Origin of the sequence: Collinsella sp. TM06-3 (assembly GCF_003436395.1) — a bacterium.
Classification (GTDB): Bacteria; Actinomycetota; Coriobacteriia; order Coriobacteriales; family Coriobacteriaceae; genus Collinsella.
Genome location: NZ_QSPG01000008.1, coordinates 1 through 19,609 on the forward strand (window position 1 = coordinate 1; position 19,609 = coordinate 19,609).

Below are 19,609 nucleotides of genomic sequence, written 5' to 3' on the forward strand. Positions count from 1 at the left end.
ATGAATGTGGGAGGTGTTCGGATAAAGTCGATAATCAAGGAGTGCATTTAAAGTGAGAAAAGCCGTCAGAACACTTGCGCGGATGAGCGATGTCCCGTATCATAGACAGCCGTTGACGCCTCAGTTGCGTCACCACATGGCCGCCAGCGTAGCTCAGTTGGTAGAGCACCGCTCTCGTAAAGCGGGGGTCACCGGTTCGAGCCCGGTCGCTGGCTCCATTGCACAAGATAGCCGCCTTCGGGCGGCTTTTTTGTTTTCGATTTTGAGTGCGTGTGTGCCAATCCAAGCATCGCCACGTCAACAGCGGCCCACTCGGTGGACTTCGGGTTTAATGCTTAGGGGCGGGGATTTACCAAAGTGAAATCTTAATGAAAAGAAACCCAGCTGCAACAATTGCCATGATGAGGGCTCGAATTGGCCATATAGATCTAAAATGGTCACAATATACAAATGTCGAGAGACATTGGGGATATAGATGAAAAGAACTAAGGGTTTTCTTTTGTTGGTATTGATGCTGCTCGGACTGTTCTGCCTGAGTGGCCCTTCTTGGGCCAAGGCTGCCTGTCCTGAAGGTGAGCCTCAGCAGTCTTATACGGGCAACCTGCTGATAACTGCTAAGGAGGGCGATGCCGACTCCCAGTCTGGGGTAAATCCCCTTGCCACTTTTGAGGGGGACGGCGGAACGGTCAAGCTTGACCATATTGGTAGCGGGATTTTGAGGTGGCAAGTTCTTCCGGACAAAATTGCGAACGATCCCTTCTCTTTTGCTGGAACGATATATCTATACAAGGTTGTGAGCGGAAAACAAAAATACGTCGATTGCTATCCGACAAACGGGTCTGGAATTGCATTCACCGGCATTTCAGAGCAGATTGATACACATGTACGAAAGGGAACCTATGTGGTGCGTTGGGTTGGAGCTGCTGCAGGTCCGATATGGATTGCGGTCTTGCGCCCCGATGTCCAAATAGGTTTCTCTCTCTAGACGGGAAGTTGCTCATGGACGCCATATATGACGGGGATGACTGGGTCGATCATTATACTTGGCGCCTGGTCGGCTCGAACGACAATGGGGATGTGGTGTTTGATGGACTATGTCCAAAGCATCTCCATCCTTTTGTCTCGTCGTTAATTGAGAGTTCCGCTCGTGTTGCCCCCTACAGCTCGGCATCGCTTCATGATACGGACGTTTTGAAGACCATAAGGGAATCAATTGACGATGGCACGATGAGCGGCCCGCTGTTTTCTCGGCTTGTGGGGCTAGATGAGATTGGCTCGAAACGACTGCTTGCGGGCGAAAAAGTGGAACTCACTTATCGGTCGATGATTTCAATCCTGCGGCTAGCCGATGTTCTTCGCAAATAAATGAGGCTTCCCTATTCAAAAACAGAAAACCCCGCCAAACGTGATTTCCCTAGGGAAAACCCGTTTGGCGGGGTCCTAGCGTGATTTCCCTAGGGGAATCACGCCATCAGACGAACAACTCAGCCGAGCAGCTCGCTACTCCTCCCAGTAGGCGTCGGCAAGCAGCTTAAAGCAGATCTTCTTGATCGGTTGTGCGCCATCGCCCGGGAACTCGAGCGTGGGCATGTGAGGCTCGCCGGCAACGAACAGCGCAAACTTGTCGTCGGCAAGATCGCCGGCGATCGAAGCGTCGGAATCGACCAGATCGTAGTCGTCCTTCTCGTCAAACTCCTGAACCAGCGTCAGGCTGCCCGTGGCGACCTTAAAGGCCTCGCGACCCTCGACGTCGATCTGCAGGTCGTGATAGCGCTGATGCGTCTCATAGTGAGCCTCGGCCTCGGGACGCGTCGTGGGAGCCATGACGTTCGCATAGACCTTGTCGCCCAGAATCGGATGGCTGCCGACCTCGAGCTCTGCCGGGTCGTTCTCCTCGAGCCAGTCGATCAGCACGTCGAGGCCCTTGAGAATTCCGCGGTACTCCTCGATATCGCCCAATGCACCGTAAATCATCTAAATCCCCTCTCGGATCGCTTCTTTGGCGGCTACTCGGCAAACGCGTTACCGACGCTGTTGCCACCCACATACGCCTCGACCAGGGTAAGGTCGGGATTGAACACGACAAACTCGGCGTCGCGCCCCAGCATAATGCTACCGCACTTGTCGTCGGCATGAGCTAGCAAGCAATGCCGGGGCCGACGCCCAGGCTTTTACAGCTCGGTCACGACAACGCCGTTGTAGACCTCGTCCCAACGGTCCATGACCAGATGGCCGGTCATGGGATCCATGGCATTGAGCTTGCCGCAGGTGTTGGCGGTACGCAGCACCGTCTCGTCGTCCGCGCCAGCAGCAATGGCATGCGCGAAGCCAGCGATAGTGGAGTCACCAGAGCCCGTAGCGTTAACGGCAGGGATATCGGGCGTCTTTGCGCGGAACGCACGGCCATTGTGGAAGCCAACGGAGCCGGCAGCGCCCATGGACACGACGACCCAGGGGATATCGGAGAAGCGGGCATCAGAGGCGAGCGCGGCGCGGAGCTCGTCCACATCGTCGGTGGTAAAGCTCGTACCCAAAAGGCCGTTGATCTCGGTCAGGTTAGGCTTGACCAGCTCGGGCTTAATTTCGGACTTAAGGGCGGCCTCGAGCGAAGCGCCCGAGGTATCGAGCAACGCCTTGGCACCGGCGTTCTCGGCAATGCCCGTGATCTTGGCATAGTAGTCTGCCTCGACACCGCGGGGCAGCGAACCCGAGATGGTGACGACGTCGGCCTTGCTCGCAAGCTCGGTAAACTTGGCGGTAAAGGCATCGAGCTCCTCGGGGGCAATTGTCGGGCCGCTCTCGAGCAGCTCGGTCTGGTTGCCGGCATGAAGGATATTGAGGCAGATGCGGGTCTCGCCCTTGATGGGCACAAAGTCGTTGTTAATACCGTTGGCGTCCATGAGCTCAGCCATGTAAGCGCCCATGTGGCCGCCGAGCAGACCGGTTGCCACGACGTCGTCGCCCAGCTGACCCAGCACACGGGCCACGTTGAGGCCCTTGCCGCCGGCGGTCTTTTCGGGCGTCACACGGTTGACGTCGTCGATAACGAGCTCATCGAGCTGATAGCGCGTATCGACAGACGGGTTCATCGTAACGGTGAGGATCATTTTTAGCTCCTTATCTCGCAGGCTCCTAGTGCCTCGCGATACGAGTCGACAAAACGGAATTACAGAATTTCAATCGTGAACGAGCGAACGACGGTCTCCTTAGGCTTGGCGATAAGGCAGCCGCGCTTGTGCTCAAGCACGTCATCCTCATCGGAACAGGTCGAGAGGCCACCCCAGGGCTCAACTGCCACAAAATCGCCCTCGGGCTTACTCCACACAATGAGATACGGGAAACCCTCAAAGCTCAGGCGGACGCCCTTGTCCTCGCCCTTTTTGGAAAGCGTGACCTGACGGCTCTCGAGCACGTCAAAGATGGTCTCCGCAAAATCGAAGAGCTCGTGCGATAGGGGCAGCGTCTTTCCCACCATGGGGTTCTTTGAACGGTTAGCTACATCAATCAATCCGGTCGAGGGTACGGCGGTGCAAAGCTCCGCAGCCTCATCTTTCTCAAAGCGCAGCTCGTAGTCCGTATAGGCCTCGCCGTCGTCGAGCGGGCACCTAAAGCCGGGGTGTCCACCGATAAAGAACGGCATGTCCTCGGTGCCCTCGTTGGTCACCTCATAGGAAACGCGCACGGCAGCGCGCTCGAGCGTATAGCGGGCGACGAGCTTAAACGGGTAGGGATAATCGCTCAGCAGCGCGGCGTTATCCTCCGAAGCCAGGCACATCGCCAGCTCGTTCTCGCTCTGGCTCAGCAGCTTCCACTCCTGTTTGCGCGCAAACCCGTGGCGAGCGAGCTTTACATGATGCCCGGCAAACGTCATGGCGCTACCATCGCGCAGGCCTCCGCAAATCGGAAAGCAGACCGGCGCCTGGCCGGACCACACTGCAGGATCACCCTGCCACAAGTACTCTCGACCTCCGGCCTCAATCGAGGTAAACGAGCCGCCAGCCGTGGAAACCTTAATAGAAATCGAATCGTTGGAAAGAGCGTATTCCATTACCCATCCTTTCGGACAACTGCATTTTGCTCGCAATAACCCGTCTCGGCCCTGACCAAAGGACAAACCCGCACGTTCATCGATGCGTCCGGTATCCCAGCCATGCAACGGGGTACCATACAGACATTGATGCAATTACAGCTGAAAGGCCTTCTTATGCGAACCATCATCCTCTACGCCTCGCGCCATCACGGCAATACGAAAAAGCTCGTGGACGCCATCGTCGAGGCACACCCCGAGATCGATACCCTCGACGTCGAGGCGCTCGGCAAAAACGAGTATCCCAACCTGCACGAATATCATCTGATCGGTGTCGCCACGGGCATCTATTACTCCGAGATCGACAAGGACATGGCACGCGTGCTCACAAACGTGCTGCAGCCGCAGGACAAAGTGTTTGGCCTTATGACCTACGGTGGCAAAAACAAGTGGTACGGCAAGGATATCGATGGCATCTGCCGCATGAGGCAGGCCATCTTTATGGGTGTCTACGGCTGCCCCGGCTTTGATACGTGGGGACCGTTCAAGCTCGCCGGCGGTGTCCAAAAGGGACACCCGACCGCTGAGGAAATTAAGGGCGCCGTCGACTTCTTCGACAAGATCGAAGACGAGTATGGCGACATCATCGTCGAGGAGTACGCCAAGCGCGAGAAGCGCCTAGCCTACGAGAAGGAGCATCCTGCGGGAGGTCTTGTGGCCGGCGTTAAGCGCACGGCAAAGAAGATTGCTAACAAGCTGTAACTGTGAAGGTGCTTTTGAGCGTTTAACCCATACGGCGGGTCCGAGCAGATTCGGGCCCGCCGTCTTTTTCTATCGTTACTCGGTAAAGGCGTTGCCGACGCTCTGGCCGCCGACATACGTCTCGACGAGGGTGAGCTCATGGTCGAACACGACAAAGTCGGCGTCGCGACCCGGCATGATGCTGCCGCACTTATCCTCGATGTGTGCAGAGCGAGCCGGCACCTCGGTTGCCATGCGAATGGCGATATCGGCGCTGGCGATGCCCCAGTCGACGATGTTCTTGACGCCCTGGGCAAGCGTGAGCACCGAGCCGGCAATGCTCTTGCCGTCAGCGAGCCAGCACAGGTTGTCCTTCATGATGACGTCCATGCCACCACTGGTGTAGCTGCCCTCGGGCATGCCGCCGCAACCCAGGCAGTCGGTGATGAGCACCGTGTGCTGCCAGCCCTTTGCCTGCAGCAGTGCCTTGATGGCGGCAGGGTTTACGTGCTTGCCGTCACAGATGATCTCGGCGTAGGTCTCGGGCGTGGACATGGCTGCACCCACGACACCGGGCTCACGGTGATGCAGCCCGCGCTGGCCGTTATAGGTATGCGTAAAGCAGCTGGCACCGGCGTTGATGGCGGCGATGCACTCATCGTAGGTGGCGTCGGAGTGACCGATGCTGGTCACGACGCCCTTCGCGTTGAGGGCGGCAGCATAGGTGGCAGCGCCATCGCGCTCAGCGGCCATAGCGCTCTTGACGATACGTCCGCCAGCAGCCTCCTGCCACTGGTCGAAGACCTCCTCGGAGGGATCGATAAGATAAGCGGGGTTCTGCGCGCCCACGTGCTTCATGGTAAAGAAGGGGCCCTCCAGGTAGATGCCCTGAATGCGAGCACCGCAGAAGTCGGGGCCGCGACCCTCGTCCGCCTGAGCGATGGCGGCGCAGGCGTCCTTGATCTGCTCGACGCCATCGGTGAACGTCGTGGGTAGCCAGCTGGTGGTACCGCGACGGGCGAGCTCAGTCGAGCTGATATCGATACCCTCGGGGTCGTTATCGGTAGTTGAGTGGTTGTAGAAGCCATGGATGTGGGTATCGACCATACCCGGTGCGATCCACGATCCCGTGTAGTCCTTGATCTCGCAAGAGGGCTCGTCGGCCTGCCAGGCGCCAAAGACGCCATCCTCGACCATAAGATAGCCGCCCAGTTGCGGGCCTGCCGGCAAGAAGAACTTGTCAGCCTTAATTGCGTACGTGCTCATATGCACTCCTTGCTTCTAAAGCAGTTGACTGTGGTGATGCTTATACCCAGCCCACGTAATAACAAAAAGCGCCCGCCCGCCGTTATGAGCGGACGGGCGCCCTTACAGGGGGACGCGATTAAGCGGTGAAGGGGTGAATCGTCACGCCCTTAACCACGCGGTTGACCGTACCGGTGGGGCTCGGCGTGTCGGGCGTGTTGCCCACGCGCACGGAGTTGAGCAGGCTGATAGCCTGAGCAAACATCACGAACGGCAGAGCAAGGTAGCCCTCGGGAAGCGCCTCGTAGCCCTTAAAGGTGAAGGACTCGCCCTCGTAGACGGTAGCGCCATCCTGCTGAACGGCAACGGTGTGCTGAGCGATCTTGTCGCCACCGATCTCGTTGAGGATGTCGATGTCGTACTGACGGGTGTAGGCGTCGTTGTTGACGAACACGAACACGAGGGTCTTGTCGTCGACGAAGGACTTGGGTCCGTGACGATAGCCCATGGAGGTGTCGTAGGAAGTAGCGACCAGACCGTGAGCAAGCTCGAGGATCTTGAGCTGGCTCTCCTGGGCAAGGCCACCGAAGGAGCCGGAACCCAAGTACGTCACGCGGTTGAAGTCGCCAGCGAGGTAGTCGGCAACCTCGGACTCGCGAGCGATGACCTCCTCGCCCATCTTGGCGATGGTCTCGACCCACTCGGCCTTCTGCTCGTCGGAAGCCTCGTCAAAGATGAGGGTAGAGAGCAGGGTCATGCAGGTGTAGGAGCCGGTCATGGCGAAGCCCTTGTCGTTGGCGCGCGGAATGAGCAGCGTCAGCGCATTGGGATCATCGGCAGACTCGACGGCGAGCTTGCCCTCGGGCGCGCAGGTGATGTTGAGGAACTTGACGTTGTGGACGAGCTCCTTGGCAACGGCAACGGCGGCAAGGCTCTCGGGGCTGTTGCCAGAGCGGGCAAAGGAAACCACGAGCGTGGGATCCTCAGCGCGCAGGAAGTCGCGCGGGGCGCTCACGATGTCGGTCGTGGCGATGGGCTTAAAGTCGTAGAGATCAGTGTTGCCGGCGTGACGCAGATACGGGGCGCAGGTATCGCCAACATAGTCGGACGTACCGGCACCGGTGAAGACAACGGACAGACGGCCCTCGCCCATAGCGCGAGCCTCGGCCAGGAAGGCCTCGATGGCCTCCTTGTTCTCGCGATAGATGTTGAGCGTATCACGCCAAAGCTCGGGCTGCTGAGCAATCTCGGCCGTGGTGATCTGGGCGCCGAGCTCGGTGAGCTCCTCGACACTCTTCTCGAACATTTCTAATACCTCTCTCTAGAAGTAATCCTCTGACGTGCAATTATACACTTCGGTTGGTTATCTGGTAGTAACCAGTTAAATGCAAAGAATCACCATATGGAAACGATGCGGACACTAGTTGCTACGCTGGTGGTAAACCTTGTATTTAAACTGATCGGCACGAGCAACCGAGAGTGTATACTCCACAACCTCGTTTGACTCGTTATACGTAGTCCTGACCAAATCGAGCACAGGCGAGCCCTCGACAATTCCCAAAAGGTGGGCGTCGGTGGGACGGGCTATGCTCGCATAGAACTCCTCTTCAGCCACGCGTATCTTTTGCTGAAAGTCTTGCTCAATCACATCGTAAAGCGGCTTGCGCTCCAGCAGCGGTCGCTTTAGGGACAGAAATTGACGAACCGGTAGATAGCTGCGTTCGACCATCATGGGCATGTTGTCGGCAGAACGAAGGCGCTTGAGCTTAAAAATGCGATCACCGATACGTAATCCCATATGCTCGGCCAGATTCTTATCGGCCTCCATCTCGCAAAAATCGAGAATCGTGGTCTCGGGGTCGCGACCCATCGCGCGCATCTGCTCGGTAAAGCTGTAGGACTGCATAAGATTGGTTGCCTTTGCCGAACGGTCGGTCACAAAGGTACCGCGACCGTGCTGCCGAACCACCAGTCCTAAACGCTCCAGTTCCTGCAGAGCCAGGCGTACCGTAGTGCGCGAGAGACCATAGCGCTCCGAAAGTTCGCGCTCGGAAGGAATCATGTCACCGGCGCGATATTCACGGTCAATCTTTTCGGTCAGAATATCGACCAGCTGATCGTACAGCGGTTGCTTGCGCGCTCCGATCGCCATCCTATCCTCCCTTTTGCTCAAACTAGGCTACTACCTTGGGTGTTTAGCATTATCTGTCTGCCACACCCGACTCATCAAGAAAACAAAAGCCGCGCGCTCTTTCGAGCACGCGGCTTTTAACATACACATGGCTTAAGGGGTCGGGGTGTGAGCCGCGTAGGGACACACCCCTCAAGCTAGAGCCTTACCAGATGCTCGGCCAGAGACCAAGCGGGCCAGCGCCCAGGATGCCCAGGACGAAGAGCAGCAGAATGCCCTTGGTCGGGGTCCAGCTGTGCTTAGCGAACATGTAGTAAAGCAGCAGCGTAAGCATAAGCGGGACGAGCTTCGGGACGATGGTGTTGAGGGTGTCGGCAACAGAGAAGTTGACCGGATCCTCGGTGACGGTAGCGTAGGTCACGGACTCCATGCCGTTGCCCAGATCGGCGACGCCGCACTTGACCTCGTTGCCGTCGGCATCGACGGCGGTGAGGGCGTTGCCGTCCTCATCGGTCATGGCGATGGTACCGGCCTCAGCGGTCTCGGTATCGATGCCCTCCATACCGGTGAAGTTCTCGGCCTCCTTCTCGGAGACGATCACGGTAGTAGGGGCAAGGCCACGGGTGGTGCCGTTGGGGATCTGGAGGTTGATCTGGGTGCCACCCATGGTGACGACCAGGCAACCGACGACGAAGACGCCCATGATGGAAGCGGCACGCGTGAAGGCCTGCATGTTGGCGGTCAGAGCGTCAATAGCGCTGGTGCCAAGCTTGTAGGACCAATTCATGAGCCAGAAGCGCAGAGCGAACTGGACGACGTTGAAGATCACCAGGAAGATGATCGGCGCAGCGGCGTTGCCGTTGATGGCCATGTTGGAGGTGATGCCGGCCGTGATAGGCACGAGCGTCAGCCAGAACAGGGCGTCACCGATACCACCGAGCGGGCCCATTGCGGCGACGCGGACGGCGCGGATCGTGGGGATGTCAACCTTGTTCTGCTCGAGCGAAAGCACGATACCCATAACAAAGGTGACGAGGAACGGGTGGGTGTTGAAGAACTCCAGGTTGTGGCTCATGGAAGCCGCGAGGTCGTTCTTGTTGGTGTGGATCTTCTCCAGACCGGGGATGATGGAGTAGAGCCAGCCAGCGGCCTGCATGCGCTCGTAGTTGAACGATGCCTGCAGGAAGCAGGAGCGCCAAGCCATCTTGTTGAGGGTCTTCTGGTCGAGCTGCGGAGCAGGAGTAAGATCCTCGTAGTGCTCCGGGATCACATACTCATTAGATGCCATCTTCGAAGTCACCTCCGTCAGAAACAGCTGCACCCTTCAGCTCGGTCTGCTGCTGGAAGTCCCAGAAAGCGATGCCGAAGCCGATGAGAGCGAGGATGAGCAGAGCAGGGGTTGCCAGAGAATCGTTGGCAACGGTGATGAGCGCGAGGCCAAAGCCCATGAGGAAGAAGCCCCACATATCGCGGTTCATCATAACCTTGAGCAGGACGGCGAAGCCGACGAAGCGCATCATGCCGCCTGCAGCGGAGAGACCGGTCTGCAGCCAAGTCGGGATGGCGGAAGCGATGGTCTGACCGATGGTAGCGCCAGCGATGAAGAACAGGGTGACGACGACAGCGAAGATCAGGCCGAGCAGAGCCATGGCGAAGTAGTTCAGACGCTCGATACCCTTGGTGTCAGCGTTGTGAGCCATGTTGTCCGCGGAGGACATGAGCGGCGACATAAGCGTGAAGACCAGGGTAACGCCGAGCTGACCAAGCAGAGCGAACGGAATGGCAAGACCGACTGCCGCGTTGGGCTCAAGGCCCGTAGCGATAGCGAGAATGGCTGCCATGATGCCGCCGATAACAGCGTTAGGCGGCTGAGCACCTCCGATCGGCATGTTGCCGATCGTCATGAGCTGATAAGTACCACCCACGAGAAGACCGGTGTTGAGGTCGCCAAGGATAAGACCGATGACGGCGCCGGTGACGATGGGCTGATAGAGAGACTCGAGGAAGTTAAACTGGTCGATTGCCGCGACGAACGTGACGATGAAGACCAGAGCGACCTGGAAGATCGTGTATTCCATCTTGCTCCTCCTTTCAAAATGTATGTACGCACTTTGGATTTCACGTACAGAATGTCAGGGTTTCACTCCTGACAACGTGGATCACGAGGATTACGAGAAGAGCTTGCTCGTGTCCTCAACAGGCGTGCTCGGAACGCGCCTGATCTCCAACTCCACCCCCAATTCCTGCAGCTCTTTAAACGCAGCGACATCCTCGTCGTTAACTGCGACGGAGGTGGCGACTTGGCGCTTTCCTTCCGACATGTGCATGTTGCCGATGTTTACCTTCTTTATAGGCACACCGCCCTTGACGAGCGTAAGCACGTCTTCCGGTGTTTCGGCCACGATGAAGATCTTCTGGCGCGGGCTCGCCTTGCCGATGACGTCGATGGTCTTCTGCAGGGAGAAGAAACGCGTAGCGACGCCGGTGGGAGCGGCCATCTTCATGAGGTTCTGACGCATGGTGTTGGTCGACACGTCGTCGTTGGCGACGAGGATGAGGTTGGAGCCCAGGGTGGAGTTCCACTGGGTAGCGACCTGACCATGGACCAGTCGGTTATCGATGCGGGTAAGAAGAATGTTGGGTTCTGCCATGTTGATCAGCTTCCTTTCGTTATTTGCTGACGACAGTTACTTGATCTCCTGAATCGCGTAACGCGAAACATCTACGACGGCTCCGGATCGGACTTTGATCTGGACCTTTTCGCCTTCGATGCCTTTGACGGTTCCGTAGATACCGCCGGCGAAAAGAACCTCCTGACCCGGCTTGAGCTCGGTGTGCAGCTCCTTGAAGTACTTCTGCTTCTTCTTCATGTTGATTTGCGACCAGATGGTGTAAATCAAGCCCATGATGACAAGCAGGCCCAAAAGAGCGACCGAAGAGCTCAGGACGTTGGCTCCGAAATCGGCCATTAGATGCCGTCCTCGTCGCCGAAGATATCCTCTTCCTCGGCACCAGCGACGGAAGCGACCGTCTGGGCGGTGATGCCCGTCTGGCCAACGGTCACGGCCTGCTCGCCAAGCTCGGCGAGCGTGGCGTTGCCGCGGAGGAACAGAAGCTCAATAACCATGGGAAGGTTCGTGCCAGTCAGAATCTCGACGTTGTCGACATCCTGGGCAATCATCATCGACTGGTTGAACGGGGTGCCACCAAGCAGGTCGGTAAAGACGAGCACGCCATCGCACTCCTCGCGCATGGCGGTAATAGCGGCGCGGAGATCCTCACCGTAGGATGCAGCCTGGTCGCCCTCAAAAGGAACGACAGTAAAAGCGGGCTGGTCGCCGGCAACCATAGCGATAGCGCTTGCGAGGCCAGGTGCGAACTGTCCATGACCGGTAAGAATAAAGCCAACCATTCAAATTTCCCTTCCGAAGGTGTGTACGATACGAGTCCGATGTTTTCGGAAGCCAGCGGGCAGGTGCCCTTAAAGCTTCTTGGAAAGCGTTCTTTAAGACCAGTGGTCTCTCAACTGGTAGTAACCACGTGACGTGTTGTTGCCACTATATCACCACAGAAGAGGTCGCTTTCGCTGATTCACACAGTAAAACGTTTTTGCGCCGTTCACGGCGAAAAATCGACCGTTTACCGCTCGTTAACACTTCTACCTGCGGTTTTGTAATCGTTTTGAAATGCCTTGGCCAAAGATCGGAACTTTTTTCGTGTCTAAACAACGCAGGGTGGCTAAAAATGGCGTGAAGAAAAAATGCAGGTCATTGTGAAGATTTGTGAATTGGTCTTTTTGACTTAATACCAGTTAGAACCAGTTTCGATATTATCGGTGAACGGTAGTTTTTGACCGTTCACCGGTTATTTGCAATCGTTTACGGCCGTTTTCCCGGATGAATTGAGGATGCCCGATGAAGCACTTGCGCGGTTGCAGGATATTTCGATACTCGTCCATCCCCCGCGCGCCAAACTCCCACTCCCTGAATGTGCCATAAGCTCTCGCTATTCGTCGTACAAATATTACTTACTCTATTATGTAATTGTTTATCGTTTGTCGTTAAGTATGTTATAAGATACAAGTATCATCCAAGACATTGGTTGGAGGAGCTATGATCCGCTGGAACGTATCCAAATCGAATGAAGCCATCGACCGTGAACAGGCAATAGCCAAACTGAGGAAGCTCACTCGCTACTGCAAATGGGGCACAATCTGCACCATCGTGGCGCTCGCTCTGGCACTCCTCGCAGTCATTGCAATCGAAGATCTAGTCATATTGCCTAGCCTCTCCCAAGGGTTCTGTCTCCAATCCGTAGAGCTTGAGGCTAGCGAAGGGCCAATTCTCGCTCTCGTCGGCACCAATGAACAGACTCCTCTTATGCTTGTCGCGCACGACGGTCATACTGCCATAGGGAGCGGCATGATGGCATGCCTCGCGCTTGCCATCGCGCTAAGCGCATACAGGTTTTTCTCCGCCATTGAAAAGGCGGGCAGGCCCTTTGACCTCGAATGCATTCGCATACTACGTCAAATAGGACATTTGTTCCTTATCGGCGGCGCTGCCGTGAAACTTTTTGGTGCCATAGTCACAGGGCTGATACTCTCAGGATTTGGCGGCATCTTTACGGATGCACTTGGCGGGCAGCATCTCGACCTCTCTATGCTCTTTGCAGGCCTAATTATTAGCCTGATTGCTAGCATCTTCCAGTACGGGTGTATCCTGCAAAAACAAGATGACGAGTTGCTCTAGGGGGAATCCATGATTATTCTGCGGCTCGACCGCATGCTTGCCGAACGCAAGATTTCATCCAAAGAGCTTGCTGAACGCGTGGGTATCTCCCAGGTCAATATGTCGCGTATCAAGACGGGCAAGGTTTCTGCCGTGCGCTTTTCAACTCTTGACGCGATATGCCGGGCACTCGACTGCCAACCGGGCGATGTTCTGGAATACATACCTGACGATGAAGCCGATAACCTCTTTGGACTTAAAGATGAATAGCCATAATTAAGCCGCCAATCACGCCCTCAACGCAAAAAGCCCGCCAGAACGACGTTCTGGCGGGCTCAATCAGATATTTCGACTTCGTGCTCGAAAGCTCGGGCAACCTTTAAGCAAACAGGCCGTAGATGCTGATGTTGGCCTTGGCGTACAGGCCGTTGGCATACTCGGTCCACTTGGAGCTGGCGCTCGAGGCCTGCGAGGAGTACTGCTGATAGGCGGTGTAATAGGCGGTCATGGCCTGCTTATAGGTGGCACTATCGGCGGTAAAGGCATCGTTAGCGAAGGCCTTAGCGTAGGTGCTGTTCTCGTCCTTCCAGGTGCCCTTCGAGCTATCCCACTCGTCACCGGCAAGGTTGATGATGTAATCGGCGTAATCCTTGCTCGCGGTGTCCTCGTTGCCGTCAGAAGGCTCGGTCGGAGCGGTCGGCATGCTCGCGGAAGCATCGCCCACCTTCTTCTTGTAGAGCTTCTGCAGCGTCGCGGACTGGCGGACGATCTGCTTGGCCTGGTCCTTGGACACGCCATACTGCTTGGCCATGGTGTCGTAGTCCGAGGTGCCGATAGAATCCTCGGCGTACTTCTTCATCTCCTTAGAGGAGACGGTAATGCCCTCGTCCTCGGCAGCATCGAGCAGAATCTTGTTGCGCACGTAAGACAGGATGACGTCGGCAGAGGGGGCGGTGTAGTTGCCGTTACTATCCTTGACGGTATCGAGGCTGTACTGGCTCTCGATGGCCTCGCGCGCGGTGATGTCGCTCTTCTTGCCGCTATAACTATAGCTTGCCACGGTCGAATCGAGCTGGTCCTCGGTCAGGGTCGACGAACCGACGCCCTTGCCGCCAAAGCCGCCATTGCCCATAAAGAAGCCGACCACCGCAGCGATCACGACTGCAACCACAAAGGCGGCAATCATCGTCTTCTTGTGCTTGGATGCATGGTCGTCCGCGTCGGAGTCGTCCTCGTCTTGCTCCTCGGGCATGAGGTTCTCGTCAGCGGCATCTGCGGCGATCTGAGCCTCCAGACGGGCGTCCTCTTCCTCGGCCGTCGTGCCAGCAGCAATGTGCTCGGCAGACGTACCGGCAACCAGGTCGATCTTCTCGTCCTCGTCACCATCGGGGCCTTCGCCGCGCTCGATGATCTGGATGCCGTCGATCTCGTCCTTCTCGTCCTTCTTTTGAATCAGACCCATATCAGTTACTCCTTGTTAGGAAACATAGTCCGCAATAGAATACGCCCGACAGAGCGCCGGGCGTATTGATTCTCAGGTTATACGCAAACACTTAAGTACTATTTAGGCGTTTGCAGTCTGCATGCCTTAGGCCAGGTGCGCGATAACGGCATCGGCAAAGGCCTGCGTGCCCACAGCGCCCTCAACGGAGCCGGTCTGGGCACGACGAACGTCGCCGGTGACCTGCTCACCCTCGTCGAGCGTGGCAGAAACGGCGGCGCGAATACGATTGGCCGCGTCGTTCTCGCCCAGGTGATCGAGCATCATAGCCGCAGACAGAATCTCGGCCGTGGGGTTAGCGATATCCTGGCCAGCGATATCGGGCGCGGAGCCGTGCGTCGCCTCGAAGATGGCGCAGTCGGCACCGATGTTGGAGCCGGGGGCCATCCCTAAGCCGCCCACCAGGCCGGCGCACAGGTCGCTCACAATGTCGCCGTACAGGTTGGGTAGCACCAGGACATCGAAGTCGTTGGGGTTCTGGACCAGGCCCATGCAGGTGGCGTCGACAATCTTGTCGTTGAACTCGATATCGGGATAGTTGGCGGCCACCTCGCGCGCAACGCGCAGGAACAGGCCGTCGGTCGCCTTCATGATGTTGGCCTTGTGCACAGCCGTCACCTTTTTGCGGCCGCAGCGGCGGGCGTACTCAAAGGCGTACTCCACAATGCGGCGGCTCTTGGCGATGGAGATGGGCTTGATCGAGATGGCGGAATCAGCGGCGAAGGTCTTTTGGCCCGAGCGCTCGACGAGCTGCGAGAGTTCCTCGACCTCGGCAGCGCCCTCATCGAACTCGATACCGGCGTAGAGGTCCTCGGTGTTCTCGCGCACGATGACCAGATCGACGTCACGGAAGCGCGAGCCGTCGCCCGGCTGCGACAGGCAAGGGCGCACGCAAGCGTACAGGTCGAAGTGCTTGCGCAGGGCCACGTTGACGCTGCGGAAGCCCGTACCGACCGGTGTGGTGATGGGGCCCTTGATGGCAACCTTAGTCTCGGCAACCGCATCGAGCACGTGCTGGGGCAGCGGCGTGCCAAACTCGTCCATGACGCCGGCGCCGGCCTCCTGGACGTTCCAGTTGATCTGGACACCGGTGGCCTCGACCACGCGGCGCATGGCCTGCGTAATCTCGGGACCGATACCGTCACCGGGAATCAGGACTACATCGTGCGCCATAATCTGTTACTCCTCGTCTTCGGCGTCGTCAGATTTTTTAACGCTAGCACGCTTCTTCTTTTTGGAGAGATCCAGGCCAAAACGTTTAACAAGCATTTCGCAAATCTCGCTCGAGCGAGCCTTGAGATAGCTGCCCTTGCCGTTCTCGGCATCGAACTTAAGACGCAGCGCAAGCTTCTCTGCGACCTCGGCGTCGATCTCGCCCTGGCCAAACTCGTACAGGCAACCGAGCATGTCGCGATACTCAAGGTCGCCGTGGTAGCACTGAATGGCCTCGTCCAGGATGGGCCAAGCCTCGCGCGAACGCTCAACGCTCGTGGCGCCCCACACGCACAGCAGGCGGAAGGCGGCATAGCGCAGCGTGGAGGAAATCTCGTCGAACAGCGCGGTCTCGGCGCCCTCAAAGGCATCGCCCATCTGCTCGGGGCAGGTGGTGGCGAGCGCCGCCAGGGCATCGAGAGCCTCCCAGCGGGTCTGAGCCTCGGGGCGGTCGAGTGCCTCGATCAGCGCGGGCACGCAGGGCACGACGCGTTGCGGGTCGCGCTCGGCCAGCAGATGCAGCACGCGGGCGGCAAACTGGCGGATGCGGCGTGTGGGGCAGCCGAGCTCCTGGACCAGGCGGTCGACGGCGTTCTCGTTCTCCTCTGCCAGCTGAAGCCGTGCCAGCTCCTCGTCGGTGAGCTGTTCGTCTTTGTTTTCTGCCATAGTTACCTCTTCTTACTATTTCTTAGCGTGCTTGCCAACACCCTTGCTGTCATCGGTGACCGAGATGAGCTGTCGGTCTGCCGCACCATTGTGACGCGCGCGGCGGCGCTCCTCGGCGTCGCCCGCATCGGCGGCGGCGCGATGGGCCTTGTTGACATTAAAGACCTCGTCGTGCTTGCGCCACGGGCCAACGGACTCGCCAAAGCTCATCTTAAGACCGGCGATAAAGCCGCCGAGCCAGCCGATCGGCGCAAACTGCACCAGCGGGAACAGCGAGAACACCCAGGTCAGCAGGACGACTGCCGCCGCTCCCGCAAAGTTGGCAATCCAGTAGTCGCGCTTGGTGATGACGCGCTTTTCGCACGCCCACTGGCCGCACAGAAAGCCGATGTAGATCGCAAAGAGAAAGAGCGCCAGCGCAAGCACCACGAACGTCCAGCTCATGGGCGCTACTCCCCGTGATGGTGGCCACAGCAGCACTCGTGGCCGTCGTCATGACCGTGGCCGCCGCAGCACTCGTGGTCCTCGCCGTGATGGTGGCCGCAACCGCACTCATGCTCGTCGCCGTGCTCGCCGCAACCGCAGCCGTCCTCGTGGGCACCGTGCTCCTCGGGGCGATACTGCGACCAGTCCAGACCGGCGGCGATGGCGTCGGCCTCCTCCTTGTAGAGGACCGTGATGGCCTGGGTGCCCAGCTTGGCGCCACCGATAGCGTCGAGCATGTCGTAGAGCGTAAAGGCCACGTCGGCGCCGGGCAGCGCGAGCTCGCGGTCGTCGGCGTAAGCAAGGGCCAGGCGCAGGTCCTTAATGAAGTGCTCGACCATAAAACCGGGCTTGTAGTCGCCGTCGAGCGCCTTGGGAGCCAGGCTCTCCATGGCGCCGGACTTGCCGGTACCGCCCAAGATCATCTGGCGGGTCTTCTCCAGGTCAAGGCCGCTCAGCTCGGCAAATGCCATGGCGTCTGCCATGCCGACCATGCAGGCGCCCAGCGACACCTGGTTGGCGAGCTTGGCAGCCTGGCCCTTGCCAGCGCCGTCGAAGCAGCAGATGTTGGCCGCAAAGGTGGCAAGGATGTCGCGGACTGGGGCGATATCGTTCTCGGTGGCGCCCACGATAGCCGTGAGCGTGCCGGCGATAGCACCAGACTCGCCGCCGGTGACGGGGCAGTCAAACGCCATGCGGCCGGAAACCTGGGCGGCCTCGGCAATGTCGCGCGCCAGCTCGGGCGAGCTTGTGGTGAGGTCGATCAGGACCGCGCCGGGCTTAGTGCACGCGAGCAGGCCGTCGCCCGCCAGGTAGAGCTCCTCGACCTCGGAGGGATAACCCACCATGGTAAAGACGACGTCGGCGTTCGCCACGGCATCTGCCGGCGTATCGGCCCAAACGGCACCGCGCTCGATAAGCGCGGCGGCCTTGGACTTAGTGCGGTTGTTGACCGTGACGGGATAGCCGGCATCCAGGATGTGGCCGGCAATGGGGGCACCCATGATTCCGGTGCCGATGAATGCGACGGAGAGCTTGTTTGCCATGAAACCTTTCCTTTTGGGTTGGGTGTTATTACCAGGTTGAATACTCGGTGCCAGCGTTGGGCTGTGAGTCGAGGGCGATTACGGACGCAGCGCTTGCCTACTGGCCGCGCACGCGGCGGGCGATGCGGTCGGAAAGCGACGCCTTGTCGGCGCGGTTCTTACCCCAAAACGCGCAGGCCACCATGCCGGGGCCCACGTGCGAGCCGATGGTAGGACCGACGGAGCTGCGAATGATCGTGACGTCGGCGCAACCCTCCTCCTTGCGGATGGCGGCTTCGAGCCAGTCGCCGTCCTTCTCGGCATCGGCCGTCATAATGGCGATGGGCATGGTGCGATCGGGCACATAGTTCTCGCGGAACGACTTGAGGATGGACTTGAGCGCCTTCTTGCGACCGCGGTTGACGCCGATCAGCGACAGCGAGCCGGCCAGGTCGTAGGACAGCTCGGGTTTGACGTCGAGCTTTGCCGTGAGCTGTGCCGCCGCGGGCGGAATGCGGCCGCCGGCAGCCAGCGCGTCAAAGCTCTCGAGCGTAAAGTAACCGTGGACATAGGTCTTGGCCTCGTTTGCCCAGTCGACCAGCTGCTTGGCGGTCAGTCCCGCCGAACGCTGGCGCACGGCCTCAAGCGCCAAGAGCTCGCCGGTCGCACAGGGCAGAGCGTTGTCGACCACGTACAGCTCAAAGTTGGGATACTCGGCGCGCACGGCGTCCGCCGCCTGGCACGCGGAGTTGTAGCTCGACGACAGCGCCGAGGTAAAGCACAGGTAGACCGTAGGCGTACCCTCTTTGGCGCACTCGGTAAAGAACTCGATATAGCGACCGAGCGACACAGCCGAGGTGGACACGCGGGCACCGGCGCGCATACGGTCGTAGAACTCCTTGGGTGTGATGCTCGACCAGATGTCGTCCGTGCGCTCTTCGCCATCGATAATGAAGGGGAAACCCAGGATATCGACATCGAGGTTCGCGGCGACCTCGGGGCTAAAGTCGCAGCAGGTATCGACGACGATGCGGCAACGGTCCGAATGACCGGCGGATGCGGCCTTGTCCATCAAAGCGACTCCTTACGTAAAAAGGCGGCCACCCGCATGGGATGGCCGCCAGCCGTTAACTCATGCAAGTTAACGTATTTTACTCGTCAAGTGTTTCGATGCGGGGCTTGATGATGCCATATCCACCATTCTTACGGTGATACACCACATTGATAAGGCCGGTCGTCGCGTTCTCGAACACGTAGAAGTCGTGACCGAGCAGATCGGTCTGCACCAGCGCCTGCTCCTCAGTCATCGGAGTGACGTCGATAACCTTCTCGCGGACGAGCAGGTCGTCTTCCTCCTCGGGCAGCAGCAGGTCGGCCAGATCCTCGACGCGCTCGACCGGTGCGACATCCGCGGCGCTGGCACCACCCTGGCGGTTGTCCACGACCTTAGTCTTGAACTTGCGCAGCTGGCGGGTAACCTTATCGGCGGAGAGGTCGATGGCGGCATACATATCTGCGCCGTGCTCGGCAACGCGAATCACAGAGCCGCGGGCACGAACCGTGACCTCGACGATTGCCGGGTTGGGGTTCGAGGGGTTCTTCTCATAACGAAGCACGACGTCGACTGTCATGGGCTCGATATCGAAAACCTTGAGCGCCTCGCCGATCTTCTCATCCACATGCGCACGCAGAGCATCGGTTACCGTCGTCTTGCGTCCAGAAACCTTGATATCCATACGTGGCTCCAATCTGCCTCGGGGACTTACTGTACTGGCTATGTACCCATTGCCGTGCATTTAATCACGCGGATTCCTAAAGACCCGAATAACGATTGCTTAATACCGCATA

Annotated in this window: 23 protein-coding genes and 1 tRNA gene; 6 read left to right on the forward strand and 18 right to left on the reverse strand. The window is 58.4% G+C overall.

All coding sequences use genetic code 11. The features are described from left to right. Nucleotides 1-142: 142 nt before the first annotated feature. The 3 genes from DXD56_RS04785 to DXD56_RS04795 all read left to right on the forward strand — a co-directional run bounded on the left by DXD56_RS04785 (nt 143) and on the right by DXD56_RS04795 (nt 1,365). A tRNA-Thr gene (locus tag DXD56_RS04785) sits at nt 143-218 on the forward strand. Nucleotides 219-475: 257 nt separating this feature from the next. Next, nucleotides 476-985: a hypothetical protein gene (locus DXD56_RS04790; RefSeq protein WP_117640364.1), complete on the forward strand. Its 510-nt coding sequence runs from the start codon at nt 476-478 to the stop codon at nt 983-985. Between the two features lie 14 nt (nt 986-999). After that, nucleotides 1,000-1,365 (forward strand): hypothetical protein, encoded by a 366-nt coding sequence (locus tag DXD56_RS04795; RefSeq protein ID WP_117564756.1) that lies wholly within the window; start codon nt 1,000-1,002, stop codon nt 1,363-1,365. A 135-nt stretch (nt 1,366-1,500) separates the two neighbouring features. On the opposite strand, the gene DXD56_RS04800 is transcribed toward DXD56_RS04795, so the two are convergent. The 3 genes from DXD56_RS04800 to DXD56_RS04815 all read right to left on the reverse strand — a co-directional run bounded on the left by DXD56_RS04800 (nt 1,501) and on the right by DXD56_RS04815 (nt 4,048). After that, nucleotides 1,501-1,974, reverse strand: coding sequence for a YhcH/YjgK/YiaL family protein (locus DXD56_RS04800; protein WP_117637052.1), 474 nt, complete (start codon nt 1,972-1,974; stop codon nt 1,501-1,503). Nucleotides 1,975-2,171: 197 nt separating this feature from the next. Continuing rightward, complete coding sequence (locus DXD56_RS04810) at nt 2,172-3,107, reverse strand: hexose kinase (protein WP_117640365.1); 936 nt, start codon at nt 3,105-3,107, stop codon at nt 2,172-2,174. A gap of 59 nt (nt 3,108-3,166) precedes the next feature. Next, nucleotides 3,167-4,048, reverse strand: a complete 882-nt coding sequence (locus tag DXD56_RS04815; RefSeq protein WP_117640366.1) for an aldose 1-epimerase family protein — start codon at nt 4,046-4,048, stop codon at nt 3,167-3,169. A 156-nt stretch (nt 4,049-4,204) separates the two neighbouring features. Between DXD56_RS04815 and DXD56_RS04820 the strand changes: the two genes are divergently transcribed. Then, nucleotides 4,205-4,789 carry a flavodoxin domain-containing protein gene (locus DXD56_RS04820; protein WP_233524935.1) on the forward strand — a complete coding sequence of 195 codons (585 nt, stop codon included), beginning with the start codon at nt 4,205-4,207 and terminating at the stop codon, nt 4,787-4,789. 75 nt (nt 4,790-4,864) lie between these two features. Here DXD56_RS04820 and nagA read toward each other — a convergent pair whose 3' ends face one another. From nagA to DXD56_RS04860, 8 genes are all read right to left on the reverse strand, one after another. Beyond that, on the reverse strand, nt 4,865-6,034 hold the full coding sequence (nagA, locus tag DXD56_RS04825; protein ID WP_117635803.1) for an N-acetylglucosamine-6-phosphate deacetylase: 1,170 nt from the start codon (nt 6,032-6,034) through the stop codon (nt 4,865-4,867). A gap of 118 nt (nt 6,035-6,152) precedes the next feature. Continuing rightward, the gene (locus DXD56_RS04830) at nt 6,153-7,319 is read right to left on the reverse strand and encodes an SIS domain-containing protein (protein ID WP_117640368.1); all 1,167 of its coding nucleotides are present in this window, start codon (nt 7,317-7,319) and stop codon (nt 6,153-6,155) included. Between the two features lie 114 nt (nt 7,320-7,433). Continuing rightward, nucleotides 7,434-8,165, reverse strand: coding sequence for a GntR family transcriptional regulator (locus DXD56_RS04835; protein ID WP_117640369.1), 732 nt, complete (start codon nt 8,163-8,165; stop codon nt 7,434-7,436). Between the two features lie 184 nt (nt 8,166-8,349). Continuing rightward, nucleotides 8,350-9,432, reverse strand: a complete 1,083-nt coding sequence (locus tag DXD56_RS04840; RefSeq protein ID WP_089572402.1) for a PTS system mannose/fructose/sorbose family transporter subunit IID — start codon at nt 9,430-9,432, stop codon at nt 8,350-8,352. Continuing rightward, entirely contained in the window at nt 9,422-10,222 is an 801-nt protein-coding gene (locus DXD56_RS04845) for a PTS sugar transporter subunit IIC (protein WP_035137676.1), read from the reverse strand. The genes DXD56_RS04840 and DXD56_RS04845 overlap by 11 nt, the downstream gene beginning before the upstream one ends. Nucleotides 10,223-10,312: 90 nt before the next feature. After that, a complete protein-coding gene (agaV, locus tag DXD56_RS04850; protein ID WP_117640370.1) occupies nt 10,313-10,795 on the reverse strand; it encodes a PTS N-acetylgalactosamine transporter subunit IIB in 483 nt (160 codons plus the stop codon). Nucleotides 10,796-10,831: 36 nt separating this feature from the next. Then, nucleotides 10,832-11,113, reverse strand: a complete 282-nt coding sequence (gene yajC, locus DXD56_RS04855; RefSeq protein ID WP_022094612.1) for a preprotein translocase subunit YajC — start codon at nt 11,111-11,113, stop codon at nt 10,832-10,834. Then, nucleotides 11,113-11,556 carry a PTS fructose transporter subunit IIA gene (locus DXD56_RS04860; protein ID WP_055285490.1) on the reverse strand — a complete coding sequence of 148 codons (444 nt, stop codon included), beginning with the start codon at nt 11,554-11,556 and terminating at the stop codon, nt 11,113-11,115. Before DXD56_RS04860 ends, yajC begins: the two co-directional genes overlap by 1 nt. A 700-nt stretch (nt 11,557-12,256) precedes the next feature. Between DXD56_RS04860 and DXD56_RS04865 the strand changes: the two genes are divergently transcribed. Together DXD56_RS04865 and DXD56_RS04870 are read left to right on the forward strand one after the other, a co-directional pair. Next, nucleotides 12,257-12,895 (forward strand): DUF2975 domain-containing protein, encoded by a 639-nt coding sequence (locus DXD56_RS04865; RefSeq protein WP_117640371.1) that lies wholly within the window; start codon nt 12,257-12,259, stop codon nt 12,893-12,895. A 9-nt stretch (nt 12,896-12,904) separates the two neighbouring features. After that, nucleotides 12,905-13,144, forward strand: a complete 240-nt coding sequence (locus DXD56_RS04870) for a helix-turn-helix transcriptional regulator (RefSeq protein ID WP_117640372.1) — start codon at nt 12,905-12,907, stop codon at nt 13,142-13,144. A gap of 109 nt (nt 13,145-13,253) precedes the next feature. Here DXD56_RS04870 and DXD56_RS04875 read toward each other — a convergent pair whose 3' ends face one another. The 7 genes from DXD56_RS04875 to hpf all read right to left on the reverse strand — a co-directional run bounded on the left by DXD56_RS04875 (nt 13,254) and on the right by hpf (nt 19,497). Next, complete coding sequence (locus tag DXD56_RS04875) at nt 13,254-14,336, reverse strand: hypothetical protein (RefSeq protein ID WP_117637058.1); 1,083 nt, start codon at nt 14,334-14,336, stop codon at nt 13,254-13,256. Between the two features lie 126 nt (nt 14,337-14,462). Further along, on the reverse strand, nt 14,463-15,548 hold the full coding sequence (locus tag DXD56_RS04880; protein ID WP_022094615.1) for an isocitrate/isopropylmalate dehydrogenase family protein: 1,086 nt from the start codon (nt 15,546-15,548) through the stop codon (nt 14,463-14,465). Nucleotides 15,549-15,554: 6 nt separating this feature from the next. Further along, a complete protein-coding gene (locus tag DXD56_RS04885) occupies nt 15,555-16,253 on the reverse strand; it encodes a hypothetical protein (RefSeq protein ID WP_117640373.1) in 699 nt (232 codons plus the stop codon). A 15-nt stretch (nt 16,254-16,268) separates the two neighbouring features. Beyond that, nucleotides 16,269-16,697 (reverse strand): hypothetical protein, encoded by a 429-nt coding sequence (locus DXD56_RS04890; RefSeq protein ID WP_117640374.1) that lies wholly within the window; start codon nt 16,695-16,697, stop codon nt 16,269-16,271. A gap of 5 nt (nt 16,698-16,702) precedes the next feature. Beyond that, nucleotides 16,703-17,782, reverse strand: a complete 1,080-nt coding sequence (locus DXD56_RS04895; RefSeq protein ID WP_117629897.1) for an NAD(P)-dependent oxidoreductase — start codon at nt 17,780-17,782, stop codon at nt 16,703-16,705. Between the two features lie 97 nt (nt 17,783-17,879). Then, complete coding sequence (locus DXD56_RS04900; RefSeq protein ID WP_089572413.1) at nt 17,880-18,833, reverse strand: DegV family protein; 954 nt, start codon at nt 18,831-18,833, stop codon at nt 17,880-17,882. Between the two features lie 79 nt (nt 18,834-18,912). After that, the gene (gene hpf, locus DXD56_RS04905; protein ID WP_035137685.1) at nt 18,913-19,497 is read right to left on the reverse strand and encodes a ribosome hibernation-promoting factor, HPF/YfiA family; all 585 of its coding nucleotides are present in this window, start codon (nt 19,495-19,497) and stop codon (nt 18,913-18,915) included. Between the last annotated feature and the right edge of the window lie 112 nt (nt 19,498-19,609).

Excerpts from the sequence above, each read along its gene's own strand:
- DXD56_RS04895 (WP_117629897.1), bottom strand. The coding sequence starts at position 17,782 with ATGGCAAACAAGCTCTCCGTCGCATTCATCGGCACCGGAATCATGGGT.
- DXD56_RS04840 (WP_089572402.1), bottom strand. The coding sequence starts at position 9,432 with ATGGCATCTAATGAGTATGTGATCCCGGAGCACTACGAGGATCTTACT.
- DXD56_RS04790 (WP_117640364.1), top strand. The coding sequence starts at position 476 with ATGAAAAGAACTAAGGGTTTTCTTTTGTTGGTATTGATGCTGCTCGGA.
- hpf (WP_035137685.1), bottom strand. The coding sequence starts at position 19,497 with ATGGATATCAAGGTTTCTGGACGCAAGACGACGGTAACCGATGCTCTG.
- DXD56_RS04815 (WP_117640366.1), bottom strand. The coding sequence starts at position 4,048 with ATGGAATACGCTCTTTCCAACGATTCGATTTCTATTAAGGTTTCCACG.
- agaV (WP_117640370.1), bottom strand. The coding sequence starts at position 10,795 with ATGGCAGAACCCAACATTCTTCTTACCCGCATCGATAACCGACTGGTC.
- DXD56_RS04865 (WP_117640371.1), top strand. The coding sequence starts at position 12,257 with ATGATCCGCTGGAACGTATCCAAATCGAATGAAGCCATCGACCGTGAA.
- DXD56_RS04900 (WP_089572413.1), bottom strand. The coding sequence starts at position 18,833 with ATGGACAAGGCCGCATCCGCCGGTCATTCGGACCGTTGCCGCATCGTC.
- nagA (WP_117635803.1), bottom strand. The coding sequence starts at position 6,034 with ATGAGCACGTACGCAATTAAGGCTGACAAGTTCTTCTTGCCGGCAGGC.
- DXD56_RS04880 (WP_022094615.1), bottom strand. The coding sequence starts at position 15,548 with ATGGCGCACGATGTAGTCCTGATTCCCGGTGACGGTATCGGTCCCGAG.
- DXD56_RS04885 (WP_117640373.1), bottom strand. The coding sequence starts at position 16,253 with ATGGCAGAAAACAAAGACGAACAGCTCACCGACGAGGAGCTGGCACGG.
- DXD56_RS04875 (WP_117637058.1), bottom strand. The coding sequence starts at position 14,336 with ATGGGTCTGATTCAAAAGAAGGACGAGAAGGACGAGATCGACGGCATC.
- DXD56_RS04870 (WP_117640372.1), top strand. The coding sequence starts at position 12,905 with ATGATTATTCTGCGGCTCGACCGCATGCTTGCCGAACGCAAGATTTCA.
- yajC (WP_022094612.1), bottom strand. The coding sequence starts at position 11,113 with ATGGCCGATTTCGGAGCCAACGTCCTGAGCTCTTCGGTCGCTCTTTTG.
- DXD56_RS04890 (WP_117640374.1), bottom strand. The coding sequence starts at position 16,697 with ATGAGCTGGACGTTCGTGGTGCTTGCGCTGGCGCTCTTTCTCTTTGCG.
- DXD56_RS04820 (WP_233524935.1), top strand. The coding sequence starts at position 4,205 with ATGCGAACCATCATCCTCTACGCCTCGCGCCATCACGGCAATACGAAA.
- DXD56_RS04860 (WP_055285490.1), bottom strand. The coding sequence starts at position 11,556 with ATGGTTGGCTTTATTCTTACCGGTCATGGACAGTTCGCACCTGGCCTC.
- DXD56_RS04835 (WP_117640369.1), bottom strand. The coding sequence starts at position 8,165 with ATGGCGATCGGAGCGCGCAAGCAACCGCTGTACGATCAGCTGGTCGAT.
- DXD56_RS04845 (WP_035137676.1), bottom strand. The coding sequence starts at position 10,222 with ATGGAATACACGATCTTCCAGGTCGCTCTGGTCTTCATCGTCACGTTC.
- DXD56_RS04810 (WP_117640365.1), bottom strand. The coding sequence starts at position 3,107 with ATGATCCTCACCGTTACGATGAACCCGTCTGTCGATACGCGCTATCAG.
- DXD56_RS04800 (WP_117637052.1), bottom strand. The coding sequence starts at position 1,974 with ATGATTTACGGTGCATTGGGCGATATCGAGGAGTACCGCGGAATTCTC.
- DXD56_RS04795 (WP_117564756.1), top strand. The coding sequence starts at position 1,000 with ATGGACGCCATATATGACGGGGATGACTGGGTCGATCATTATACTTGG.
- DXD56_RS04830 (WP_117640368.1), bottom strand. The coding sequence starts at position 7,319 with ATGTTCGAGAAGAGTGTCGAGGAGCTCACCGAGCTCGGCGCCCAGATC.